Below are 21,382 nucleotides of genomic sequence, written 5' to 3'. Positions count from 1 at the left end.
GGACAGCCGGCAAGTTTGGATTTTCTAATGGAATGCTTTAGGGATCTGCCGCCAAGGAGCTGGAACCAAAGGCAGCCGCAAACTGGGCCAAGGTGTGGCGCAACTGATCCAGGTTTTGGCCAGTGGCAGCGGAAACAAACAAAGCCTTGGGGTAGAGCAGGCGGACATCTTCCACCCACTCGGGATCCAGGCGGTCAATTTTGTTGAACACCAATTGTCGGGGACCGGTGGTCAGGGGCATCTGGTCCAGCAATTTTTCCACCGCCTCGATTTGCCCTTCCCAGTTGGGGTGGGAGAGATCCACCACATGCAGCAGGGCATCGGCCTCCGTCACCTCCTCCAGCGTGGCCTGGAATGCCTCTACCAATTGCTCAGGCAGCTCAGTTAAAAATCCCACGGTGTCGGTCAAGAGCACCGCCTGCTGACCGGGCAGCTCCAGCCGCCGCGTGGTGGGATCCAGGGTGGCAAAGAGTTGGTCAGCCACGTAGACCTGGGCGTGGGTGAGGGCGTTGAGAAGGGTAGATTTACCAGCGTTGGTGTAGCCCACCAGGGCCACCACAGGAATTTGGGATCCCTCCCGCCGTTGGCGCAGCCGCTGGCGGTGGCGGCGCAGCTCTTCCACTTCCTGCCGCAGCTTGCTGATGCGCCGCTGGATGGCCCGCCGCTCCGTTTCCAACTGGGTTTCCCCCGGGCCGCGGGTGCCAATTCCACCCCCCAACCGCGACATGGTGCGACCGCGACCAGCCAAGCGGGGCAGCAGATACTGCAGTTGTGCCAGCTCCACCTGCAACTTCCCGGCCCGGGTTCTGGCCCGCTGGGCAAAGATATCCAGGATCACCTCGCTGCGATCCACCACTCGCACCCCCAGGGTCTCCTCTAGGTTGCGCACCTGGCTGGGGGTGAGCTCGCGGTCGAACACCACCAGGTTGGCCCCCAAATCCTGCACCAGCAAGGCCAACTCCTGGACTTTACCCGAGCCGATGACCGTGGCGGAATCGGGGCTCTCCCGCCGCTGCCAGATGGTCTGGAGCACCTGTCCGCCGGCGCTCTCCACCAAGCGGCCCAGTTCCGCCAAGGCGTCCATGAGATCCTCGTAGCTCTGGCCCGGCCCCTGCAGCCCCACTAGGATGGCCCGCTCTTGCTTGGGATCCACCTGGCGGGCGGTTGCTTGGCGCCGAAAGCCATCTTCTAGCTCCGTCACCAGCTCCTGCAGATCTTGTTCTGCCAGGATCCCCAAGGGCAGAGGCTCAGAAACCTGCCAGCGGCGCCCTTCCTCCGGCACCAGATGGGCCAGGTAGGCGCACTTGACAAAGCCCGTGACCCCCCCGCCGCGGCGCAGCTTTCCCTCTAGGGGAGAGACCGAGAGGGTAATGAGGGCATCCAGCCGCTGGAGGGCCATAGCTGTCAGCGCTTTTTGGCTAGGACCCCCTGGGCCCACTTGGGTGGTGATGCAGCGGATCCCGGACAGGCGCTCCGCCCCCTGGCGCGGCAGCTCCCAAGCCGGGATCTGCGTTTCAAAAGGGGATCCCAGCCCCACGCGAATCACTTGGCCCCGCCGATTGAGGTAAACACTGATGGGCTGGCTTTCCAGATCTTGAGTGAGGGCTCCCAGCCTTTGGGCAAACTCCACCGTCACCAGCCGATTGGGGGGCAGTCGCAGTTGGTAAAGACGTTGCAGTTGCTTGCGCTGATAGGGTTTTAGCCCCTTGGCCTGGGCAAGGCTCAAACCAAGGTCGGTCTGCTGGCGAGAGGCGCTAACCCTGGGCATAGGGACGAGGAAATACCCGAAAACAGGCTTTTATCTACCATACACGCTTTGTCCGAGCCGCCTGGGAGGGAGAGCCGCCGGCCCAGGGCCAATGGGAGCGTGGCGACGGGGCCCCAGATCCTCTGCAAAGGTTAACTACCAGGACAAGCCGAACGGCGCGTTGGCGGCAATCCCCCAGAAGGCTCGTGCCTATGTAGACGGCTAACTGAAGGTGGTGGGATCCAGCCCCGACCTCAACCATCACGAGGTGTTTATCCGCAACAACGTGCCGGTGATGGCCTTCTTGTTGCTGCATAGGCGGTCAGACATCGTGCGCCGCTTCCTGGACTCCTGCCTTACCTGCCCAAGCTGGAATCCCTGTATCGAGCTTGCCATTGAGGTAGCTACCGCTGGCGAGAAAATGGTCAAGCCGGGTTTGGAAGAGGTGGATGGATTGGATTTTGCGCCGGGCCAATTTGCCAGATGGCCGTAAGGGAATCGACATCGGCATCGAGGGGGAGCGCATCGTTGCCCTGGAGGCAAATCTGCAGGCTACTGCTCCCCAGGAGATCGATGTGAGCGGCCGCTTGGTGTCGCCCCCCTTTGTGGATGCCCACTTTCACCTGGATGCCACCCTCACCTACGGGATCCCGCGCGTCAACCAATCGGGCACCTTGCTGGAAGGGATCGCCCTCTGGGGAGAGTTGAAGCCACTGCTAACTCCGGAGGCGGTCATCGAGCGGGCTCTAACCTACTGCGACTGGGCAGTGGCGCGCGGGATCCTAGCCATCCGCGCCCATGTGGACGTGTGCGATCCCAACCTGGTGGCGGTGCGGGCCTTGCTGGAGGTCAAGCAAAAAGTGTCCCCCTACCTGGATTTGCAACTGGTGGCCTTTCCCCAAGATGGCTACTACCGCTCGCCGGGGGCGGTGCAGCTTTTGGAGAAGGCTCTGGATTTGGGGGTGGAGGTGGTGGGTGGGATCCCCCACTTCGAGCGGACAATGGCCGAAGGAGCCGCTTCAGTGCGGGCTCTGTGCGAGATTGCAGCCGCGCGGGGCCTCCGGGTGGATCTGCACTGCGACGAAACAGACGACCCCCTCTCCCGCCACGTCGAGACCTTGGCTTATGAGACGCTGCGGCTAGGCCTGCAGGGGCGGGTGACGGCCTCCCACCTCACCTCGATGCACTCGATGGACAACGCCTACGTGAGCAAGCTAATCCCCCTAATGGCCGAGGCAGAGCTGGGAGTGGTCGCCAACCCGCTGGTCAACCTGGTGCTGCAGGGCCGCCAGGACACCTACCCCAAGCGGCGGGGACTGACGCGAGTGCCAGAGCTGATGGCCGCCGGGCTGACGGTGGCTTTTGGCCAGGACTGTGTGATGGATCCCTGGTACCCTCTGGGCAGCGGCAACATGCTGGAAGTGGCCCACATGGCCGTCCACGCTGCCCAGATGACAGGCTATGAGCAGATGCGGCAGTGCTTCCTAGCGGTAACCGAAAACCCAGCCCGCCTGCTGGGCCTGGAGGGCTACGGGCTCCAGCCTGGCTGCCGCGCCGATTTGGTGGTGCTCCAAGCTGCCGATGTCGTCGAAGCCATTCGCCTCAAGCCACCCTGTCTGTATGTTTTCCGCCGGGGCCGCCTCATTGCCCAAACCCCGCCGGTGGTTGCCCAGCTCCATCTTCCAGGGCGCCCAGCCCAGGTGGAGTTTACCCGTCAGCTTTAAGGCTAACGGCGCACGGTGCCGCTGAAGCCGCTGGCCTTAAATTGCTCCAGGGTCAAGGGCAGGGGGCTGGTCACGGGCACGGAGATGCGAATGGAGAAGGGGCTTTCCCCAGGAGGAACTTCGGCAATTGCCCCCAGGCGGGTGCGCTCCGGCAGAACTTCGTTGCCGTTGGCATCATAGAGGCGACCAAAGACGTCGGCATTCAGCACGGTATTCTTGGAGCGGTTGACAACTGTGCCCTCGATAAACAGGCACCTGGCCGGTATGGGGTTGCCGTTGCTGGTTACCAGGTTGGTGTATTCAGGGGTATCGGGGCAGGAGGTGACGTGGAGATCCTTGAGTTGCAGCGGGATCTTCCCAAGACCCGCTAGGAGCGCCGCCAAGACCACCCAAGCCAGACTCCAAGCAAGGGAAGAGAACCTTCTTTGGGCTAGACGCTGCCTGTGCTCCCAAACTTGGCTCATGCTCTCTCCTCCAAGGCCTACCCCCTTAGTCTAGGGGATTCCTTGCTGGGTAAAACCCCTCTTCGGTTTGGATCCCGTCCAGGCGCTGATCCCAGGGATCGCAGGGGAGGGGCTGCTCCAGCAGACAGGCCTGCGGGACAATGCCCCACTTGGGCACGGTGGGATTTGGTAGGGAGGCCAGAAACCAGTCATAGTATCCTCCTCCGTAGCCTAGGCGCCTCCCCCAGCGATCGCAGGCCAGGGCAGGCACGAGGATTAAATCCGCCTCGCCCGGGTCGACAACGGGGCTGGTGGGGGAGGGTTCCAGCAAACCCCAGCGGTTGGGGACTAGCTCAGCCGGATTGTAGCGGTGCCAGCGCAACTGCCGCTGGGGCAAGCAGCGAGGGATCCCCCACTGCTTCTCTGGAAAAAGGACAAATAGGGATCCCAGATCCACCTCTGAGCCGAAAGCCACATAAGCCAGGATGGTTTTGGCGGCCAGGATTTGGGAACAAGAGGCCAAATGAGCCACGATCTTTTGGCTGATAAGAGCTCGATCCAACCCCTGCCGTAGCTGGCGAAAGTGCTGGCGCAGATAGGCCTTTGCTGAGGCAGGATCTGCTGTAGCGGCAGGAAGCTGAGGGAGAGAAAGTTGCTGCACAGGCCCAATGAGATTACTGGATGGCCAGCAACTCCACCTCAAAGTCTAGGGTGGCGTTGGGAGGGATCACGCCGCCAGCACCGCGGCTGCCGTAGGCCAACTCCGGCGGGATGCGCAAGTACCGCTTACCCCCCACGCGCATCGTGGCCAGACCTTCTTCCCAGCCAGGGATCACCTGCCCTGCCCCGTAGGTAAAGGTAAAGGGTTGATTGCGCTTGTAGGAGCTATCGAAGACCGTACCATCCTGAAGTTTGCCCACGTAGTTCACCACCACCTTTTGCCCTGGCTGCGGGGAAGGCCCTGTCCCTTCCACAATGTCGTAGTACTGCAAGCCCGACTCGGTAGTGATGAAATCCTTGGCTTGGGATGGGGCGGTAACTGCCGGATTGTCTTTGGCTCGGGACAGAGCTGTTGCTGGCAGTCCAACCCCTGCCCACAGGCAAAGCAAGGCCAAGCCCACCAGCAGCACCCGTTGCGTTGCTTTCATCGGCGTTTCCTTAGCTGTTGCTGTTATGGTACCAGGATTGCCTCAGCTCCTCAGCTCGGCAAATTCGATGATTTGGCCTTGCGGATCCCGCACCCAGAAAACCAAGGGCTTCTCGGAGCGGACACTGTTGCGGATCCCTTGTTTGTTAATCCGCCTCAGGAGGGCCTTGAGGGCCTCCCGCTCATAGCTGGCGTGGCGATAGCGAGCGCTGCCGCTGCGGCCTGCCGTTGTCCCGTAGGTTGACAAAGGCCTGGAGGAGCCACTGTAGGGGGTAGCAGCCGCATAGGGATCCGTAGAGCCAGGGATCACGTGCAGCTGCACTGCGTCAGAGAGCTGGTACCAAAGGCCAGAGGTATCGAGGGTTTTCGAGGCAGACTGGCCCTTGGCGTCAAGGCGGGAGCCAAGGCCAAGATCCCCCGGGAAGTAGACGGAGCCCAGGCTAGAGCTGACGACGCTTTGCTCATAGCCGTAGTAGTACTGCAGCGGCAGCTCCGCCTCCGGCAGCTTCAACACCTTCTCGTAGAACCCCCTTGCCTGCTCCAGATCGGGCACGATGATGGTGTAGACCCGCGGTGCGCCGCTCAAAAATGTCCACATCGCCCCGCCATAGGCTGAAAGCAGTAAGAACATTAGCCCCTTTGTGGAAAGCAAAGCCTCCAGCGGAATGAGGGGCAGCAGCAGTCCAAGGGGGCCCAACATCGGCACTGTCCGTGGGTGACTCTATAGTCCAGTATAGGACTCTCCCCTCCCAGGTGATGAAGCTTGCCCTGTTTGCCCCTACTCCCCGCGGCCGCCAGTTGGCCCAGCCTTTGCTGTCGCTGCTGCCGGAGGAGTGGATCTGCTGGAGCAAGGCCAACTCCCAAGGAGAGCCCCTGCCTCCGCCCTGGCAAGCTTACGGGGATCCCCTACCCGGATCCCTAGCGGCAGCAGTGGCTCAGAGCTGGCCGCAGGTGCAGGGCTGTATCTTTGTCTTGCCCGTTGGGTCGGTGGTGCGGCTCATTGCTCCCCTCTTGCAGGACAAATACCGGGATCCGGCGGTGGTGGTAGTGGACGAAGCTGGCCGCTGGGCCATCAGCCTCTGTGGCGGACATGTGGGGGGAGCCGATGCCTTAGCGCGGCGGGTGGCGGCTGCTTTGGGAGCCGAGCCCGTCCTCACCTCCGCCTCGGAGGGTCTGGGGATCCCGCCTGTGGATTTGCTGGGGGATCCCTACGGTTGGCGGCGGGGCGCTGGCGATTGGAACGAGGTGGCTGCTGCTTTGGCGCGAGGAGAGCCAGTGGCTGTTGAGCAAACCTGTGGCACGCAGCTCTGGCGGCGGGCTTGGCCGGCAGATCACCCTCTCTTGAGCACTGCTCCTAGCCAGGCGGTGGCCCAGATCCGGATCAGCGAGTATTCAACTTCTTTGGACAAGAACAAGATCCCCACCGTTCACTGGCATCCGCGGGTGCTGTGGGTGGGGGTGGGCTGCGAGCGGGGCACTAGCCGCGCCTGGCTAGAGGGATCCCTGCGGCGCCTGTTGCAGAGCCAGGGGCTAGCTTTCGAGGCCATTGCCGGCTTGGCGACCCTAGAGCTGAAACGGGATGAGGCGGGACTTGTGGAGCTGGCCCAAGCCTACGGCTGGCCCATTCAGTTTTTCTCGGCCGAGGCCCTGGCGGGGATCCCGGTTCCCCACCCTTCGGAGGCGGTGCAACAGGCGGTGGGCACCCCTTCGGTGGCAGAGGCGGCTGCCCTTTTGGCGGCCCAGCGCTGCTCAGGGGATAGCGATCCAGCCCCAGCGAGAGCTACTCTCCTCTGCCCCAAGCAGGTCTTTGCCTCCGAAAGCGAGGGAGCTTGTACCCTAGCCATTGCCCGCGCTGCCCGAGAGTATTCGCCTCGCGCCGGGCACCTGTGGCTGATTGGCACCGGCCCTGGGGATCCCGCCCAATTGACGCTGGCTGCCCGGCTGGCTTTGGCCCAAGCCGACGCGGTAATCGGCTACCAGCTCTACCTGGACTTGGTGGCGCCCCTCCTGCGCCCCGGCCAGATTTGCGAAGCCTTTCCCATCACGCAGGAGGTGCAGCGAGCGCAGCGAGCCATTGCCCTGGCCCAGCAGGGGCTGCAGGTGGCGGTGATCTCTTCGGGAGATGCGGGGATCTACGGCATGGCTGGGCTGGTGCTGGAGTGCCTGGCCCGTGCTGGTTGGGATGGGATCCGCCCCTCTGTGGAGGTGCTGCCAGGGATCTCTGCGCTTCAGGCTGCTGCTGCCCGGCTAGGGGCACCCCTGATGCAGGACTTTTGCGCCATCTCCCTCTCGGATCGGCTCACTCCCTGGCCGACCATCGAGCAACGCCTGCAGGCGGCTGCCCAGACTGACTTTGTGGTAGCTCTGTATAACCCTCGCTCGCGGCAGCGCTTGGATCCCTTTCTCAAGGCGCTGCAGATCTTTCGCCGAGCCCGCTCTGCCCATACCCCGGTGGCAGTGGCCCGTAACCTCTACCGCCCCGGCGAGACCCTCCACCTCACCACGCTGGGGGAGGTAGATCCCGAGGCGGTGGATATGTTCACCCTGGTCTTGATCGGCAACTCGCAGACCTTTCGCTACGGCAGGTGGCTAATCACCCCCCGCGGCTACCCCTTGGGTAAGACTTAAAACACCCTGAGATGCCGAGGATTCAACTGCAGCCACCGGGGAAGCTCGAGCCGCCTTTTGGTTTGGCAACGTTTTCGGGCACTTGCTGGCGAAAATAAGTATGGCCGAACCGAGAGCTGCTACCATTGACGGCGGCAAGTGGAAGAGGGATCCCCTTTTCGGATTACGATAATCTATGAGCAGTAGGGTGGCGTAGCCAAGTGGTAAGGCAGAGGTCTGCAAAACCTCTATGCGCCAGTTCGAATCTGGCCGCCACCTCTTGAAGCTGACCTCCCCGGCGGGACACGCATGAAAGACAAGTTAATGTTGATGATCCCGGGCCCCACTCCCGTTCCCGAGAGTGCGCTGCTGGCCATGGCGCGGGGGCCCATCGAGCACCGCAGCAAAGAGTTCGCCGCCATTTTGGAAGAGGTGACGGATGGGCTGCGCTGGCTGCACCAGACTACTTCCGATGTGTTTGTCTTTGCCTCCAGCGGCACCGGGGCGATGGAAGCCGGGATCCTCAACACCCTCAGCCCTGGGGATCGCGTCTTGGTAGGGGTCAACGGCAAGTTTGGCGAGCGCTGGGCCGAGATGTCGGAGCAATTTGGCCTGCAGTGCGAGCGGATAGAAACCCCCTGGGGCGTGCCCTATCCCGTCGAAGTCTTCCAGGAGAAGCTGGCTGCTGACCGGGAGAAGACCATCAAGGCGGTCATCCTCACCCATTCAGAAACCTCTAGCGGCGTGGCCAACGATGTGCAGGCCATTGCGGCTGCCGCCCGCGAGCATGGGGAAGCCTTGGTAATTGTAGATGCCGTCACCAGTTTGGGAGCCATGCCGGTGCCCATGGACGAGTGGGGCTTGGATGTAGTGGCCTCTGGATCCCAAAAGGGCTACATGATCCCGCCAGGGCTGGGGTTTGTAGCTGTTAGCCCGCGGGCCATGGCTGCTGCCGAGCGCTCTCGCTTTCCCAAGTACTACTGGAGCTTTAAGCTTGCCCAAAAAGCCCTGCGTCAAGGCACCACTCCCTTTACGCCGGCAGTGAACCTGTTCTACGCCCTACAGGTTACCCTGCGCCTAATGCGGGCCGAAGGATTGGAGGCCATCTACCGCCGCCATGCCCGCTTGGCCCAGGCCACCCGCGCCGGTGTCAAGGCCCTGGGGCTGAAGCTTTTGGTCAACCCCGAGTCAGCGGCTAGCCCCTCGGTAACAGCCGTGCTGGCTCCGGAAGGGATCAACGCCGACACCCTCCGCAGCACCCTGAAGAAACACTTCGACATTGCCCTTGCTGCTGGCCAAGATCACCTCAAGGGCAAGATCTTCCGCATCGGCCACCTGGGCTTCGTGAGCGAGCGCGATATTCTCACAACCCTGGCTGCTCTGGAATCGACCCTGCACACCCTGGGCTACAGCGACTTCTCTCCTGGAGCAGCTCTCAAAGCGGCCGAAGAAATCTTGGCCAACCCCTAGGGATCCCTGGCCCATGCTGTAGCTCTTGACACCTAGCGACCCTCCCTTGCCCTGGCTAGAATGGGTGAACCTGCTTAACAAAAGATAAAACTCCAGAGTTTACTTCTCTGGAGAGATGCCTGGTTGAGACTCAAGGGCTGTCATGCTGATTAGTTTGCAACGGGATCCCTGTCAAACTGCTTCGGCAGCAGAGTTGCGGCGAGTTCTGCAAGGGATCGGCCCCCTTTCTTGTCCCTGGCAGTACAACTTTCACCTGCACACCCGCTGTTCGGATGGGCAAATGGATCCGGTGGAACTGGCGGAGCAGGCGCGCCGGCATGGCCTCCAGGGCCTGGCCATCACCGATCACCACACCCTGAAGGGTTACCAACAGGCCCGCGCCCACCTGGATCGCCCCGATGATCCCATCCTCTGGTCGGGGATCGAGATTACAGCCAACTTGCTGGGCTGCGAGGTGCATATTCTTGGCTACGGGTTTGATCCTGCCGACCCTGTTTTGGATCCCTACATCCAAGGCGAGCAAGTGCCCGGCCTGGGTGCTGCTGAGGCCATTGGGGCCATTCAAGCAGCAGGAGGGTTGGCGGTGTTGGCCCATCCCTTTCGCTACTGGCTGCCTGCAGAAGTCCTCGTCCCGGCAGCAGCGGCCCTAGGAATCGACGGCCTCGAAGTCTACTACGCCTACAAGAATCCGGAACCTTGGGCTCCCAGCCCAGAAGAGACGGCGATCGGGGAGGAGTTGGCCCAGACCTACGGACTCTTGAAAACCTGTGGCACCGATTCCCACGGTTCCAGCATCCTCAGGCGTATTTAGCCGGCTCCACCTAGGGGCGGGGATAGAGCAACTGACCCAGGCGGCGCAACTGCTCGGCCGTGCCCATACACAGCAGCAGATCCCCTGGCTGCAGCAAGGTGTCGCTGGTGGGTCCGCCAATAAGCTGGCCATCGGCTCGCCGAATCGCCACCACCAAAGCGCCAGATCGGGCTCGCAAATTGGCTGCCCCCAAGGTTTGGCCAACATAGGGGCATTCTTGAGCCACCAGCTCGTACTCCTCTAGGTAAAAGGTACGATCCCGACCGGACAGGATCCCATCCACAAAGTCCACCACGCGGGGGCGCAAGGCAGCTGCTGCCATCCGCTTTCCGCCCGTAATGAAGGGGGAGATAGCGTGGGTGACACCTGCCCGCTGCAGCTTTTGCAAAGCCTCTTCCGTGTTGGCGCGGGCAACGGTGCGGATGCGAGGGTTCAGGGTGCGGGCCGACAGCACCACATAGAGGTTCTCGGCATCGGTGGAGAGTGCGGCGATCAGCCCCTCGGCCCGCTGCACCCGCGCCGCCAGCAAGGTGTCATCGAGGGTGCTGTCTCCCTGGAGAGCGATGTATCCCAGCTCTTGCGCCACCTGAATAGCTTCGGCAGATTGATCGATCACCAAAAACGGCACCCCCTCTGCCTGCAACTCTTGGGCCACCTGCCGCCCAATACGCCCAAAACCGCAAACGATGTAGTGGTTGTTCAGCGCTTCCATTTGTCTCTTCCACTTCCGCCGCCGGATCCCTTCCTGAAAATGCCCTTGGATGAGGGCCTCCGTAAAGCGATTCACCATAAACCCGATGCTCAAGACCCCCATCAGGATCAAGGCCGCTGTGAACAAGCGTCCCCGATCCCCAAGCGGCCTCACCTCCATAAAGCCTACAGTGGTTAGGGTGATGACGCTCATGTAAAAGGCTTCCACCCACGGCCACTGCTCCACCCAGTGGTACCAGAGAGTGCCGATGAGGACCACGCCCAGCAGCGCCCCCACACCCAATCTCAGATCGCGGCGGATGCCGGGATCTCTTTTGGCAGCTTGCAAGGGTGGACGCACTGAGGCCATGGAGCCAATACAATGGGGAGGAGGAAAAGGGTTGCTGAAAGGCAGATGCCCGAGTACGTCAAGATCGAGTATCGGATCGACAAAAACGGACAGGTAACGGAGACCGTGCTAAACGGCAACGGCTCCAGTTGTACGCTAGCGACTGCGGAGCTGGAAGCAGCTCTTGGAACGGTGCAAAAACGAGAGCTGCTGCCTGAGTTTCATCAGCCGGCAGAAACTGAGATAGAATCACGGGTTTCTTTGCAACAAACCTGCTGAGTCCCACCTCTACCTGCTCATTTTCTCTTCTTGCCCCTCTTGCCGGCGTTGGCAGCCCGCGCCGCTTCAACTGCTCCTTGGAACAGCCAAACGGCTAGGGGAGCGGCCACGATCAAGATGATGCTAGTGGGGCCAACGCCAAAGTCCGGCTTACCAGAAGCCAACTCGAAGATTGAGCCCACAGCGGCAATGGCGCTGACGCAGGAAACCGCTAGGAGCAGGTAGCTTTTGACAGGGGTGGTCATGGGGAACCCGTCTGGAGACTACAGTTAGGGGCTAGGGCCTGTCCAGCCTAAGAGCAAGCCGGCTAGACTTCTCTTCGCAAAAAAGCCCCCTCATCTTTGAGAGGGCTAGCTTTTTTTCTATACTACTACGGGTAGGGCTCCGCCCCAGCAAGCCGAAGTCGGGGTTGCTAGCCTACAGTTCGATTTACCCCTTGACAATGATCTTGCCAACCATTCCGGCTCCCCGATGGGGCGTGCAGTAGTAGGTGTACTCGCCCGGCGGGACATCGACAAAGGCCGTCTCGACCACTTGGCTGGGAGCAGTGAGCAGGGCCTTGTGGGAGAGCTTGGCTGCCAGGGCCGCATCGCCACCGGGTACTTTGTCGAAAACAATGTTGTGGGGATAGACCTTGTTGTTGACCCACCGAACAGTATCCCCTTGCTGGATGGTGAGGACAGGGGGATCGTAAATGAGCTGGGCCTTATCGGAGCCCATTTTGACCGTGTAGGTTTCAGCAGCAGCAGGGTTGGACAAAAACGCCCCTGCAGCCATCCCGAGCACAAGGGTGAGGAGAACAAGCTGTAGACGCTTTGCCAGGTTAAAAACAAACAACATGGATCCCTCTCAAAACGTAACAGCACTTACTCTTCTGCTGCTTGGCCACCGCTTTCCAAGCTGTGAAGCGTGCCTGGTCATGCAGGAGGAGTGACAGCTCTATCTTAACCCAACTTTAGGCATCTTTAAGCATGGAAAGCATCTTTAAAAAGCGTAGAGCTTTTTAAGCATAGGGCCTATACCCTCACAGGCTGTATCATGAGGGCAGCTACAGCAAACAGCTTTGCCAGAATCAGTTAAACTACGCGGTGGGACATCCCGGGTCTGCTCGCTGACGGCTCTTGCGAAAGCTCCCCGTTAAAGCGAGAAGCCCATGCTGCACCTACCTACAGGATCAGTGCCGGGAGTATGTCGCGTGTAGGGCGGCCGTGCTTCTTCTCTCAGGTTGCCCCTGCGTTCACGGCCAGCTTCCAAGAGGCTTCTGGCAAAATCTGGACCTGCCCCATTAGCACTGCCCTAAGCTTGGGCAGAGTCCTCAAGCTGGAGATGCACTACTAGGTGCAGAGGTGAAGGTTCTTCCCAGCGGCTTTGTAGCAGCTCTTTGGCTTGAGAGGGATCCGCCGCCTCCCCTAGATACCCACCACCTATACCTAGACTGGTATTGTAGGTTTTTAGGGCCAGAGGTGGGCAATTTCCCGAAGCCTAACCTCGTTCAGGAAAGCAATGCTAAAGTGCCGCTTGCACAGCAGGCTATTTGAGGTAAATTGGCGGATTCGTAGGACTTCCTCAACAACGGACTGAATAGTGATAGCTTTTGTCAGATTGAGTTGGATCGAATGCTGTTTAACTGATTTCGAGAGTTAAGGCCTATCTCTAGAAGAAAGCCAAAACGGTTTTTTTGGCAGCATACGGACCAGCCGCTGAGATCCCTAGGGCTCTAGAGTGGGCTGGCTGTCCTCAAGGGGCCGTTGGGTTAAGGGCCCTTTCCTGGGAAGGTCCTCCCAGCTTGAGCGCTTGAGTAAGCAATCCTTGCTGCAGGTAGGAGGCGCACTGGCCTAAGTTAGCTTAACATGGTTTCAGAGGTGGGCCAGGCGTTACCTTCGTAACCGTGGCTAACTGACCCAGCCTCTAGAGATTGGCTCCTCTTTCCTTGCACTGCAGGCAAAAAGACAATGGTAGGCATCTTCAGGCGCTTTTTCGGCTCTCGTGGTCGAGCAGCTTCCCAAAGCTTATCAGAAACGGTTTCCCAGCCGGCCAAAAAGAAAGACAACACCTTCTTTCTCAACCCGGATGAGGCCAAGACCCTTGGCAACATCGAATACATGCGCACTCCTAGGATTGTGAAGCACACCTTTAAAGACTTTGGTTCTGGCAGCAAGATAGAGGTGGTGGAGGAGGTGTCTTCCTTGAGCAAGGTTAAGTTGACTGAAGAAAAAAGCAAAGCTTCTGAACCTGTTGCCGAACAGGGCTCCCTCACCTCCAACAGCGGCAGCGGAGTGGCCTCACGCCGCGGAGGAGGATCTGACCTAGATAGGTTCCGCGAGATGGCTCGCAGCTTACGGAAAAAGTAGGCTAGCCGCGAGTGGACTAGCGCCCAGATTCAACCCATCAATCAGCACCGAAGGGAAAGGCAATGGCAATCAAGCGAGGCACCCTGGTAAGAGCCATCCGTGAGAAGCTGCAGGGCAGCTTGGAAGCCCAAGCCAGTGATCCCATGATCCCCAACTACGTCTTTGACACGGCTGGAGAAGTGGTGGAGATTAAGGGAGACTACATCCAGATTAAGTTTGGAGCTGTTCCCACCCCTCCGATCTGGCTGCGGGTTGATCAGGTCGAGGAAATTGCCGGTTAGGTTGCTCCCTGCCGGAAGAAAGAGGGAGGCAGTGGTATCTCTTGCTCCGCCCAGCCGCGAGCAACTTTTGCGACGGCGGCAACTTCTGCGCCAAGAGCGGCGTCGCCGTTTTTGGCAGGGATCCTGGCGCTTGGCCAGTTCCACAGCTCTCCTGCTACTGCTGGTGCAAAGCCTGCAGCAGCCCTACTGGCAAATTCGTCGACCAGAGCAGATTCAGGTCAGCGGTAACCACTGGGTGGATCCCGACTGGATCCGGAGGCAATTGCCTCTGACCTATCCGATAAACATCTGGCAGGTGCAGCCAGCAGCGTTGGAAAAAGCCTTGCTGGGATCCCCGGCTTCCCCTTTCCAGAGCGTCCAGGTGCGGCGGCGGTTGCTGCCAGTGGGAGTTGTTGTCCAGGTGCAGGAACGGCAGCTGATTGCCCGTGCTCGCCGAGGCGACCAAACGGGTTGGGTGGATCGAGAGGGCAACTGGCTGCCCCCGGATCCCTACCGTTTCCTTGAGTCCTTGCCCGAGTTGGAGGTGCTGAGCTGGGAGAGCCACCCACCCGAGCAATGGGCGCCACTGCTCGAAGCCCTGCAACTGTCTGAAGTTCCAATCAGGGCAGTGGATTGGCACGCCGGCGGAGGGATTACCCTACACACTGAGCTGGGCAATGTTTATCTGGGGCCGCTTTCTGACCGCCTGTCCTTGCAAATTCAAATCCTCAACCAAATGCGGGATCTGGGCCGATACTGCGAGTGTACGCCCGAGGAAATTCTCCAGATTGATCTAAGCAGCCCCACCGTGCCCACCTTGCAGCTTACCCCTGCCGCCATGCAGAGGCGCCAGAAGGATCTGGAGCAACGCTAGACTATTCCCTTGGCTAAAGCCAACTCCATCCCGCAGGTGTGAAGGTAGCTCTGTCCCTGGCCTTGGCTGCCTGCGCTGGGGGGCTAGCTTGCAGACCAGGGTCAGAGTTTGCTGCATAGTAGTGTAGTCGTCTTACGTTGGAGGGCGGCTAGATCCTGGGGCTGCCGTGCCGCGTTTTTTTCTGATGAAGACAGGGCCAGCGGTGGAGGTTAGCCAGTTGTGGGTCGCCTACCCTGGTTGCCCACTGGTTCTGCAAGGGGTGGATCTCAGAGTTGAAGTTGGCCAGCGGGTGGGGGTTATCGGCCCCAATGGTGCCGGCAAAACTACCCTGTTCCTTGCTCTTGCGGGTCTCTTGCCCCTCCGCGCTGGGCAGATTACGTTGTTTGGGGAGCCGCTGCAACCTGGCCAATTTCGGCCTGAGGTGGGGCTAGTGTTTCAGGATCCCGATGACCAACTGTTTGCTGCCTCTGTGGCGGAGGATGTGGCCTTTGGACCGCGCAATCTCGGTTGGCCTGAAGCGGAGATTATCGCCGCCGTACAGTCAGCCCTGCAGAGGACTGGCACCCTGCATCTAGCCAATCGCCCACCCCACCGCCTCTCCAGTGGCGAAAAGCGTCTGATTGCCATCGCTGGGATCCTGGCGATGCAGCCCCAGTTGGTGCTCTACGACGAGCCGACCGCTAACCTGGATCTGCGGGCGCGACGGCAGCTAATCGCCTTTTTCCAGCAAGTAGGCCACACCTTTCTGCTGGCCTCCCACGATCTGGAGCTGATCCTTGAGGTGTGCGATTGGGTGATCCTTTTGGATCAAGGCCGCGTCTGGGCTCAGGGATCCCCCAGGCAGCTGCTAAGCCAAGCCGACCTCTTGGAAGCGCATAGTCTGGAGGTGCCCCCTTCGCTGCGCTGTCAGGGAAAGAGTGGCTAAGCTGGTGACTCTGAGGAGAAGGAGTGTCAAGAACTGTTTGTTAACAGTTAACAACAGTCGTGCTTTCTTAATAAAAGCTATCACTCCAATTAAGAATATTGATTTTTATTCGGGGTGATTGGGGATATCATTCTGCTTAGGTTGGGGATCCTCGCTCTGAGCTATCTCAGCCGAATTCTCTGTATGATTTCAGCAAGGGATAGGTTGAGCTCAGAGTTGACAGTTTTGCCTTCCTGCGCGATGGCTCCCTTGAAATCCCGATGGCTCCTAGTGGCTCGTCCCAACCTAGTCCGAGGTCTGTTGCTAAGCAGGTCTTTCTTGGGCAAAAAGGGGGGAGGAAGCGTCTAGGTCAGTCAGGGTTGGTTTTCCTGAAGGGATCACCAGGTGAGGCAGAGACAGAAGGATCTTCACTTGAGGTCAACGAAGTAGCCAGATCCTAGCAGCAAGCCAATCGGCAAGACAGTGGCTGCTAGGTTGAACTTCACGGTGCTTAGGAACTAGGCGTTCAAAGGGGTGGAGAGTTGATATGCCTATTGCGGTTGGAATGATTGAAACGCGGGGGTTTCCAGCAGTAGTAGAAGCAGCCGACGCCATGGTGAAGGCAGCGCGTGTCACGCTGGTGGGCTACGAAAAAATTGGCAGCGGGCGCGTCACTGTGATCGTGCGGGGTGACGTCTCCGAGGTGCAGGCCTCGGTAGCTGCCGGTTTGGAATCTGCCAAGCGGGTAAGCGGTGGCGAGGTTCTCTCCCACCACATCATCGCTCGGCCGCATGAAAACCTGGAGTACGTGCTGCCCATTCGCTACACCGAAGCGGTGGAGCAGTTTCGCACCTAGCCCGGAAGCTGGTTAACCCATCTCAGCGTAAGGAGTCCCTATGGCCATCGCAGTTGGAATGATTGAAACGCTGGGCTTCCCAGCGGTAGTGGAAGCGGCCGACGCCATGGTGAAGGCAGCGCGCGTCACCTTGGTGGGCTACGAGAAAATTAGCAGTGGGCGCGTCACCGTGATCGTGAGGGGCGATGTCTCTGAGGTGCAGGCCTCGGTAGCTGCCGGCATCGAAGCGGTGAAGCGGGTCAACGGCGGCCAGCTGCTCTCCTGGCACATCATTGCTCGTCCCCACGAAAACCTGGAGTACGTGTTGCCCATTCGCTACACCGAGGATGTGGCCCAGTTCCGCGAAGGGGTCAATGCCATTCGTCCCTTCACGCGTCCCTAGATGCGTATTGCGATTGTACGGGGTACCGTCACCAGCACCCAGAAGGATCCCAGCCTGACGGGCGTGAAGTTCCTGGTGGTGCAGTATGTCGATCTCGAAGGCCGGCCGCAGCCAGACTATGCTGTGGCTGCTGACCCAGTGGGAGCCGGCGCCGAGGAATGGGTGCTGGTCAGCCAAGGTAGCGCGGCTCGCCAACCGCGGGGAAACGAAACCCGACCTTTGGATGCCGTGGTGATGGCCATTATTGACACCGTTAGCATTGACGGTCGCTCCGTCTACAACAAGCGCGAGCAACGCTAGCTGGGATCCTTCCCTTTCCTCTTTGATTGGGTCTAGAGGCTCACGGTTATGCCTGCTCAAACCTACGCTGCGCCGCCAACGCCCTGGTCACGTCGCTTGGCGGAGCCTACCATTCATCCCTCTGCTTACGTCCACTCCTTTTCCAATCTCATCGGGGATGTGCGCGTCGGCGCCCAGGTGCTCATCGCCCCTGGAACTTCCATCCGCGCCGATGAAGGATCCCCCTTCTACATTGGCGACGGCTCCAATATCCAGGATGGGGTGGTGATCCACGGCCTGGAGCAAGGGCGGGTCATTGGGGAAGATGGCCAGCCCTACTCGGTGTGGATTGGCAAGAACACCTCCATTGCCCACATGGCCTTGATCCACGGGCCAGCCTATATAGGCAACAACTGCTTCATCGGCTTCCGCTCCACCGTGTTCAATGCGCGGGTGGGAGATGGCTGCATCATCATGTTGCACTGCCTCATCCAGGATGTGGAGATCCCGCCGGGCAAATATGTGCGCTCCGGCTCCATCATCACCAACCAAGCTGAGGCTGACCGGCTACCGGATGTCCAAGATAGCGATGCCAAGTTTGCTCAGCACGTTATCGGCATTAACCAAGCCCTGCTGGAGGGCTACCACTGCAGCGAGAACCTCGTCTGTATTGCTCCTATTCGCAACGAGCTGATGCAAGCCCGCGCTTCTGATTCTTCCTCCTCTCTTGCCAATGGGCACAACGGCAGCGGATCCCTTCTAAGTCCAGAGGTGGTGGAGCAGGTGCGCGCCCTCTTGGCCCAAGGCTACCGGGTGGGCCTGGAATACGCTGATCCCCGCCGCTTCCGCGTCTCCTCTTGGCAGAGCGAAGGCCCAATCCTCGGCACCCACGAGGCCGAGGTGGTGCAATCGCTGGAAGCTCTTCTAGCAGCCCACCGCGGGGAGTATGTGCGCCTGTTGGGGATCGATCCCAAAGCCAAGCGGCGGGTGCTGGAGCAGATTATCCAAACCCCAGAAGGTCCCGCAACCCCCTCGGGATCCTCTGGCCGCCTTTCGGTGGCTATGCCAGGCTCCAGCAGGGGGGAATGGCGTCTGGAGGAGGAGATCCAAAGCCTGGTGGCCCAAGGGTACCGCGTTGGCCTGGAAGTGGCCGATGCTCGCCGCTACCGCACTTCTTCGTGGCAGACCTTGGGTACTTTCAGCGGCTCGGTCCAGGAGATCCTAACGGCTGTGCGGGCAGCCCTAGCCGAGCACGCGGGAGAGTACGTGCGCCTGTTGGGGATCGATCCCAAAGCCAAGCGGCGGGTGCTAGAGAAGGTGATTCAGACCCCCAAAGGTCAGGTGGGCAGCAGTCCGGCGGAGGCGGGCGCGGCGACAAGCACGACTTCTGCTTCTGGGGCAGGGGACAGCAGCAGCCCGGATTTGGAGCTGCAGGAAGAGGTGCACCGGTTACTGGCCCAGGGCTACCGCATCGGCTACGAATATGCCGACGAGCGCCGCTTCAAAACTTCCTCTTGGCAGAGCGGGCCGGTCCTTCGCGCTAGCCGTGGGCCAGAGGTGTTGGCCGAGCTGAGGGCGGCGCTGGCAGAGCACCAGGGCCACTACGTGCGCCTGCTGGGGATCGATCCCAAAGGGAAAAAGCGGGTCTATGAGCGCCTCATCCAGACCCCCAGTGGCAAGCCGCCCACTTCTGCGCCAGCAGCTCAAGGAGCGCCGGTGGCTGCAGTTTCCCCTCCCTCCACCCCTAGGCGACTTAGCAGCGAGGTGGTGTCGCAAGTCCAGCAACTACTTAGCCAGGGCTACCGCATCGGCACTGAACACGCTGACAAGCGCCGCTTTCGCACCTCCTCTTGGCAAAGCTGTAGCCCCATTGAAGCCACGCAATTGGACCAAGTGGTAGCAGCCTTGGAGGCCTGCCTAGAGGAACATCGCGGCGAGTACGTGCGCCTGCTGGGCATTGACCCCAAATCTAAGCGGCGGGTGCTGGAGCAGATTATCCAAACCCCTTGAGGAGTTCCGGGTTGGTTTCCAGCCAGCCCTCTAGCGATGAGAAGCACCTTGGCTTCCACTCTGCCCACCTCCCTCAGGTCCCAAGCCTGGCTTGTGCAGAGCGGTAAAGCCCACTACGTTGTCAGTGGTGAGGTAGACATAGAGGAGGAGGCAAGCATCGGCCCAGGGGTGCTGCTGCGCGCCAATCCCGGCTGCCGTATCCACATCGGGCGGGGCGTCTGTATTGGCGCGGGATCTATCCTGCACGCCTGTGGGGGATCCCTGGTTGTGGAGGCGGGGGCTACTTTGGGAAGGGGGGTGCTGGTGATTGGGCAAGGCACCATTAGCGAAAATGCCTGCATTGGCTCGGAAGCCACGCTGCTCAACTGTTCAATACTCCGCCAGGCAGTCATTCCTCCCGGCTCGCTACTTGGGGATCCCACCTGGGGAAGCGAGCAAGAGACGGCTGGAGTAACCCAGACAGAGCCAGAAGAGGCAGAGAGGGTGCAAGAGTTGCCCGCAGCCCCCGCCCAAGGGGTGCCTGAGGCCAAGACCCCTCCTCCTTCTCCTAAGGCAGAGGTAACCCCTCAGGAGCAGGCAGAGCCAACGCAAGAAAAGAGGGGGGTGGGCAAGCTCAACGGGATCCCAGGCCGTGCCGAGCTGGAGCGGCTGTTGGGCAAGATCTACCCTCACCGTCAGGTTCTCTCCTCGCGGGATGGGCGGTTCTGAGAGCTACCCTGGCATCGAGGAAGTAGAGTTCCATGTCCACCTCTCTAGGCCTTATTCAGACGCGCAGCTTCCCCGTCATTGTCCGCGTTGCCGACGCCATGACCAAGTCGGCCGGCGTGACTCTCATTGGCTTTGAGAAGATCTCCGGCGGCTACTGCACGGCAATTGTGCGGGGGAACATCGCCGATGTGCGCATTGCCATCGAAGAGGGGATTGAAGTGGCTCGCCAGTTTAACCAGGAGGAGATCTCCAGTCTGGTGATCCCAAGGCCCCTGCCCAACCTAGAGGTGGTGCTGCCCATCAGTAGCAAGCTGTCTCAACTGGCCCAAAGTCGGGGCTACAGCCGCCTCAGCAACCTAGCCGTGGGCCTGCTGGAGACCCGCGGCTTCCCCGCTATGGTGGGGGCTGCTGACACAATGCTGAAAACAGCCGATGTGCAGCTAGCCGCCTACGAGACCATTGGCGACGGCTTGTGTACGGTCATCATTCGCGGCACGGTCTCCAACGTGGCCATTGCCATCGATGCGGGCATGTACGAGGCAGAGCGCATCGGCGAGCTAAACGCCGTGGCCGTGATCCCACGCCCCCTCGACGAACTGGAGCAGGCCCTGCCGGTGGCCAGTTGTTTTGTTGCTCAGCCGGTTACCTTGCCCGTGGCGATCCCTCAAGCTCAGAAAGAAGAGGTACAGCGCAGCGAGAGGGCGGGAGAGCGGATCCCAGTCTATTTGGAGCCCCCAGGCACTCCCTAGGCTCACCGCTAGACAGCAAGCCAAGCAGGAAAAAAAATGCTAGGCTACTGGAAGACCTGGGTCCGTGCGGCTCGGACGCCCAAACCGTGTCAGGATCGGAAGATAGCAGCACTACGGGATGCTCTGAGCAGGCGCGTCAACCCAGGTCGCCCTTTTCCCGCAGCTGGGTTCCACGGGCACTAGCAGGGCACACCCTATGGCTGAAAAAGACAATCCCCTTGCCAACTTGGCTCAAAAGGCCTTCTACTTCGGCATGGGTCTGGCGGCGCTAGTTGCCGACAACGTCCCCAAGGTGGCTGGGAATGCCAGAGACCGCCTGCTGGAGCTGCGCAAGCAGGTACAGGTTCTAGTAGATGAATTGGTAGAGCTGGGGGCGATGAGAGCCGAGGAGGCGCGAGCCTACATGGACGCTATTGCCGCCACTGTCAGCCGCAAGGAAGAGGGAAAGGCTGCCGGTGGCCCCCGCAGAATCACCATTGAAGATATGGGCGAGGCAGAGGCAGAAGGGAGCACTGCCATTGAGCTGTCAGAGGCAGCTCGACTGCGTCAGCAGATTGCTGAGCTGCAGGCAGAATTGGAGCGGATCAAGAAAGAGGCCGGTAAAGCCTAGCTTGGCAGAGTATACAGGTTGCACTGCAAAGGCCAGCTTGAGCTCTAAGTAACGCGTCCTGGAGGACTCGAACCCCCGACATCCGGTTTTGGAGACCGACGTTCTACCAGCTGAACTAAGGACGCACTAGAG

25 protein-coding genes, 2 tRNA genes and 1 other RNA gene are annotated in these 21,382 nt (G+C 60.3%); 19 read left to right on the top strand and 9 right to left on the bottom strand.

Going from position 1 to position 21,382, the window contains the following annotated elements; translation table 11 throughout:
* Positions 1-37: 37 nt before the first annotated feature.
* On the bottom strand, positions 38-1,768 hold the full coding sequence (gene hflX, locus NW812_RS06025) for a GTPase HflX (RefSeq protein ID WP_414394979.1): 1,731 nt from the start codon (positions 1,766-1,768) through the stop codon (positions 38-40).
* A gap of 211 nt (positions 1,769-1,979) precedes the next feature.
* Between hflX and NW812_RS06020 the strand changes: the two genes are divergently transcribed.
* Together NW812_RS06020 and NW812_RS06015 are read left to right on the top strand one after the other, a co-directional pair.
* On the top strand, positions 1,980-2,240 hold the full coding sequence (locus tag NW812_RS06020) for a glycoside hydrolase 100 family protein (RefSeq protein WP_414394977.1): 261 nt from the start codon (positions 1,980-1,982) through the stop codon (positions 2,238-2,240).
* Entirely contained in the window at positions 2,197-3,471 is a 1,275-nt protein-coding gene (locus NW812_RS06015; RefSeq protein WP_414394975.1) for an amidohydrolase family protein, read from the top strand. The genes NW812_RS06020 and NW812_RS06015 overlap by 44 nt, the downstream gene beginning before the upstream one ends.
* 2 nt (positions 3,472-3,473) lie before the next feature.
* Here NW812_RS06015 and NW812_RS06010 read toward each other — a convergent pair whose 3' ends face one another.
* Genes NW812_RS06010 through NW812_RS05995 form a run of 4 tightly spaced genes read right to left on the bottom strand, consistent with a single transcriptional unit; the run spans position 3,474 to position 5,761 of the window.
* Positions 3,474-3,935, bottom strand: coding sequence for an FxLYD domain-containing protein (locus NW812_RS06010; RefSeq protein WP_414394973.1), 462 nt, complete (start codon positions 3,933-3,935; stop codon positions 3,474-3,476).
* A gap of 25 nt (positions 3,936-3,960) precedes the next feature.
* Positions 3,961-4,575, bottom strand: coding sequence for a 5-formyltetrahydrofolate cyclo-ligase (locus NW812_RS06005; protein WP_414394971.1), 615 nt, complete (start codon positions 4,573-4,575; stop codon positions 3,961-3,963).
* Positions 4,576-4,588: 13 nt separating this feature from the next.
* Positions 4,589-5,062 (bottom strand): FKBP-type peptidyl-prolyl cis-trans isomerase, encoded by a 474-nt coding sequence (locus NW812_RS06000; protein ID WP_414394970.1) that lies wholly within the window; start codon positions 5,060-5,062, stop codon positions 4,589-4,591.
* 42 nt (positions 5,063-5,104) lie between these two features.
* Entirely contained in the window at positions 5,105-5,761 is a 657-nt protein-coding gene (locus tag NW812_RS05995; protein ID WP_414394968.1) for a hypothetical protein, read from the bottom strand.
* A gap of 56 nt (positions 5,762-5,817) precedes the next feature.
* On the opposite strand from NW812_RS05995, the gene cobJ reads away from it, so the two are divergent.
* The 4 genes from cobJ (at position 5,818) to NW812_RS05975 (ending at position 9,949) form a co-directional block, all read left to right on the top strand.
* Complete coding sequence (cobJ, locus tag NW812_RS05990) at positions 5,818-7,689, top strand: precorrin-3B C(17)-methyltransferase (protein WP_414394967.1); 1,872 nt, start codon at positions 5,818-5,820, stop codon at positions 7,687-7,689.
* A gap of 186 nt (positions 7,690-7,875) precedes the next feature.
* Positions 7,876-7,947: transfer RNA gene (locus NW812_RS05985), tRNA-Cys, on the top strand.
* A gap of 30 nt (positions 7,948-7,977) precedes the next feature.
* Complete coding sequence (locus NW812_RS05980) at positions 7,978-9,138, top strand: pyridoxal-phosphate-dependent aminotransferase family protein (RefSeq protein WP_414394965.1); 1,161 nt, start codon at positions 7,978-7,980, stop codon at positions 9,136-9,138.
* A gap of 142 nt (positions 9,139-9,280) precedes the next feature.
* Positions 9,281-9,949, top strand: coding sequence for a PHP domain-containing protein (locus NW812_RS05975; RefSeq protein ID WP_414394963.1), 669 nt, complete (start codon positions 9,281-9,283; stop codon positions 9,947-9,949).
* Between the two features lie 10 nt (positions 9,950-9,959).
* On the opposite strand, the gene NW812_RS05970 is transcribed toward NW812_RS05975, so the two are convergent.
* Positions 9,960-11,009, bottom strand: coding sequence for a potassium channel family protein (locus NW812_RS05970; protein WP_414394961.1), 1,050 nt, complete (start codon positions 11,007-11,009; stop codon positions 9,960-9,962).
* A 45-nt stretch (positions 11,010-11,054) separates the two neighbouring features.
* Here NW812_RS05970 and NW812_RS05965 point away from each other — a divergent pair, with 45 nt between their 5' ends.
* Positions 11,055-11,267 (top strand): DUF2997 domain-containing protein, encoded by a 213-nt coding sequence (locus tag NW812_RS05965; protein ID WP_414394959.1) that lies wholly within the window; start codon positions 11,055-11,057, stop codon positions 11,265-11,267.
* A gap of 17 nt (positions 11,268-11,284) precedes the next feature.
* Here the strand turns inward: NW812_RS05965 and NW812_RS05960 are convergent, their stop codons facing one another.
* Both NW812_RS05960 and petE read right to left on the bottom strand, forming a co-directional pair.
* The gene (locus NW812_RS05960) at positions 11,285-11,512 is read right to left on the bottom strand and encodes a hypothetical protein (RefSeq protein WP_414394958.1); all 228 of its coding nucleotides are present in this window, start codon (positions 11,510-11,512) and stop codon (positions 11,285-11,287) included.
* 184 nt (positions 11,513-11,696) lie between these two features.
* Positions 11,697-12,107: a plastocyanin gene (gene petE / locus NW812_RS05955; protein ID WP_414394956.1), complete on the bottom strand. Its 411-nt coding sequence runs from the start codon at positions 12,105-12,107 to the stop codon at positions 11,697-11,699.
* Between the two features lie 1,112 nt (positions 12,108-13,219).
* Here petE and NW812_RS05950 point away from each other — a divergent pair.
* From NW812_RS05950 to NW812_RS05895, 12 genes are all read left to right on the top strand, one after another.
* A complete protein-coding gene (locus NW812_RS05950) occupies positions 13,220-13,618 on the top strand; it encodes a hypothetical protein (protein WP_414394955.1) in 399 nt (132 codons plus the stop codon).
* 62 nt (positions 13,619-13,680) lie between these two features.
* Complete coding sequence (gene ndhO / locus NW812_RS05945; RefSeq protein WP_414394954.1) at positions 13,681-13,899, top strand: NAD(P)H-quinone oxidoreductase subunit O; 219 nt, start codon at positions 13,681-13,683, stop codon at positions 13,897-13,899.
* 31 nt (positions 13,900-13,930) lie between these two features.
* The gene (locus NW812_RS05940) at positions 13,931-14,752 is read left to right on the top strand and encodes a cell division protein FtsQ/DivIB (RefSeq protein ID WP_414394952.1); all 822 of its coding nucleotides are present in this window, start codon (positions 13,931-13,933) and stop codon (positions 14,750-14,752) included.
* 166 nt (positions 14,753-14,918) lie between these two features.
* Positions 14,919-15,677: an energy-coupling factor ABC transporter ATP-binding protein gene (locus tag NW812_RS05935; protein WP_414394950.1), complete on the top strand. Its 759-nt coding sequence runs from the start codon at positions 14,919-14,921 to the stop codon at positions 15,675-15,677.
* 526 nt (positions 15,678-16,203) lie between these two features.
* Complete coding sequence (locus NW812_RS05930) at positions 16,204-16,512, top strand: carbon dioxide-concentrating mechanism protein CcmK (protein WP_414361187.1); 309 nt, start codon at positions 16,204-16,206, stop codon at positions 16,510-16,512.
* Between the two features lie 40 nt (positions 16,513-16,552).
* A complete protein-coding gene (locus tag NW812_RS05925; RefSeq protein ID WP_414361188.1) occupies positions 16,553-16,894 on the top strand; it encodes a carbon dioxide-concentrating mechanism protein CcmK in 342 nt (113 codons plus the stop codon).
* Complete coding sequence (locus tag NW812_RS05920; protein ID WP_414394949.1) at positions 16,895-17,194, top strand: EutN/CcmL family microcompartment protein; 300 nt, start codon at positions 16,895-16,897, stop codon at positions 17,192-17,194.
* Between the two features lie 48 nt (positions 17,195-17,242).
* A complete protein-coding gene (locus NW812_RS05915; RefSeq protein ID WP_414394947.1) occupies positions 17,243-19,183 on the top strand; it encodes a ribulose bisphosphate carboxylase small subunit in 1,941 nt (646 codons plus the stop codon).
* 48 nt (positions 19,184-19,231) lie between these two features.
* A complete protein-coding gene (locus NW812_RS05910) occupies positions 19,232-19,891 on the top strand; it encodes a hypothetical protein (protein WP_414394945.1) in 660 nt (219 codons plus the stop codon).
* 32 nt (positions 19,892-19,923) lie between these two features.
* A complete protein-coding gene (locus tag NW812_RS05905) occupies positions 19,924-20,640 on the top strand; it encodes a carbon dioxide-concentrating mechanism protein CcmK (RefSeq protein ID WP_414394944.1) in 717 nt (238 codons plus the stop codon).
* 53 nt (positions 20,641-20,693) lie between these two features.
* An RNA gene (ffs, locus tag NW812_RS05900) (signal recognition particle sRNA small type) lies at positions 20,694-20,791 on the top strand.
* A gap of 45 nt (positions 20,792-20,836) precedes the next feature.
* Positions 20,837-21,250 carry a hypothetical protein gene (locus tag NW812_RS05895; protein WP_414394942.1) on the top strand — a complete coding sequence of 138 codons (414 nt, stop codon included), beginning with the start codon at positions 20,837-20,839 and terminating at the stop codon, positions 21,248-21,250.
* 52 nt (positions 21,251-21,302) lie between these two features.
* On the opposite strand, the gene NW812_RS05890 is transcribed toward NW812_RS05895, so the two are convergent.
* A tRNA-Trp gene (locus NW812_RS05890) sits at positions 21,303-21,375 on the bottom strand.
* Positions 21,376-21,382: the final 7 nt, after the last annotated feature.

The sequence above is a fragment of the Synechococcus sp. O70.2 genome, assembly GCF_047462135.1.
GTDB lineage: Bacteria > Cyanobacteriota > Cyanobacteriia > Thermostichales > Thermostichaceae > Thermostichus.
Note: the sequence above shows the minus strand (reverse complement) of the source record. Positions and strands in the feature narration are given on the sequence as shown.

What these genes read in the sequence shown, in the direction of transcription:
- hflX (WP_414394979.1), bottom strand. Translation starts at nt 1,768, where the DNA reads ATGCCCAGGGTTAGCGCCTCTCGCCAGCAGACCGACCTTGGTTTGAGC.
- NW812_RS06015 (WP_414394975.1), top strand. Translation starts at nt 2,197, where the DNA reads ATGGATTGGATTTTGCGCCGGGCCAATTTGCCAGATGGCCGTAAGGGA.
- NW812_RS06010 (WP_414394973.1), bottom strand. Translation starts at nt 3,935, where the DNA reads ATGAGCCAAGTTTGGGAGCACAGGCAGCGTCTAGCCCAAAGAAGGTTC.
- NW812_RS06000 (WP_414394970.1), bottom strand. Translation starts at nt 5,062, where the DNA reads ATGAAAGCAACGCAACGGGTGCTGCTGGTGGGCTTGGCCTTGCTTTGC.
- NW812_RS05995 (WP_414394968.1), bottom strand. Translation starts at nt 5,761, where the DNA reads ATGTTGGGCCCCCTTGGACTGCTGCTGCCCCTCATTCCGCTGGAGGCT.
- cobJ (WP_414394967.1), top strand. Translation starts at nt 5,818, where the DNA reads ATGAAGCTTGCCCTGTTTGCCCCTACTCCCCGCGGCCGCCAGTTGGCC.
- NW812_RS05980 (WP_414394965.1), top strand. Translation starts at nt 7,978, where the DNA reads ATGAAAGACAAGTTAATGTTGATGATCCCGGGCCCCACTCCCGTTCCC.
- NW812_RS05975 (WP_414394963.1), top strand. Translation starts at nt 9,281, where the DNA reads ATGCTGATTAGTTTGCAACGGGATCCCTGTCAAACTGCTTCGGCAGCA.
- NW812_RS05970 (WP_414394961.1), bottom strand. Translation starts at nt 11,009, where the DNA reads ATGGCCTCAGTGCGTCCACCCTTGCAAGCTGCCAAAAGAGATCCCGGC.
- NW812_RS05965 (WP_414394959.1), top strand. Translation starts at nt 11,055, where the DNA reads ATGCCCGAGTACGTCAAGATCGAGTATCGGATCGACAAAAACGGACAG.
- NW812_RS05960 (WP_414394958.1), bottom strand. Translation starts at nt 11,512, where the DNA reads ATGACCACCCCTGTCAAAAGCTACCTGCTCCTAGCGGTTTCCTGCGTC.
- petE (WP_414394956.1), bottom strand. Translation starts at nt 12,107, where the DNA reads ATGTTGTTTGTTTTTAACCTGGCAAAGCGTCTACAGCTTGTTCTCCTC.
- NW812_RS05950 (WP_414394955.1), top strand. Translation starts at nt 13,220, where the DNA reads ATGGTAGGCATCTTCAGGCGCTTTTTCGGCTCTCGTGGTCGAGCAGCT.
- ndhO (WP_414394954.1), top strand. Translation starts at nt 13,681, where the DNA reads ATGGCAATCAAGCGAGGCACCCTGGTAAGAGCCATCCGTGAGAAGCTG.
- NW812_RS05930 (WP_414361187.1), top strand. Translation starts at nt 16,204, where the DNA reads ATGCCTATTGCGGTTGGAATGATTGAAACGCGGGGGTTTCCAGCAGTA.
- NW812_RS05925 (WP_414361188.1), top strand. Translation starts at nt 16,553, where the DNA reads ATGGCCATCGCAGTTGGAATGATTGAAACGCTGGGCTTCCCAGCGGTA.
- NW812_RS05920 (WP_414394949.1), top strand. Translation starts at nt 16,895, where the DNA reads ATGCGTATTGCGATTGTACGGGGTACCGTCACCAGCACCCAGAAGGAT.
- NW812_RS05915 (WP_414394947.1), top strand. Translation starts at nt 17,243, where the DNA reads ATGCCTGCTCAAACCTACGCTGCGCCGCCAACGCCCTGGTCACGTCGC.
- NW812_RS05905 (WP_414394944.1), top strand. Translation starts at nt 19,924, where the DNA reads ATGTCCACCTCTCTAGGCCTTATTCAGACGCGCAGCTTCCCCGTCATT.
- NW812_RS05895 (WP_414394942.1), top strand. Translation starts at nt 20,837, where the DNA reads ATGGCTGAAAAAGACAATCCCCTTGCCAACTTGGCTCAAAAGGCCTTC.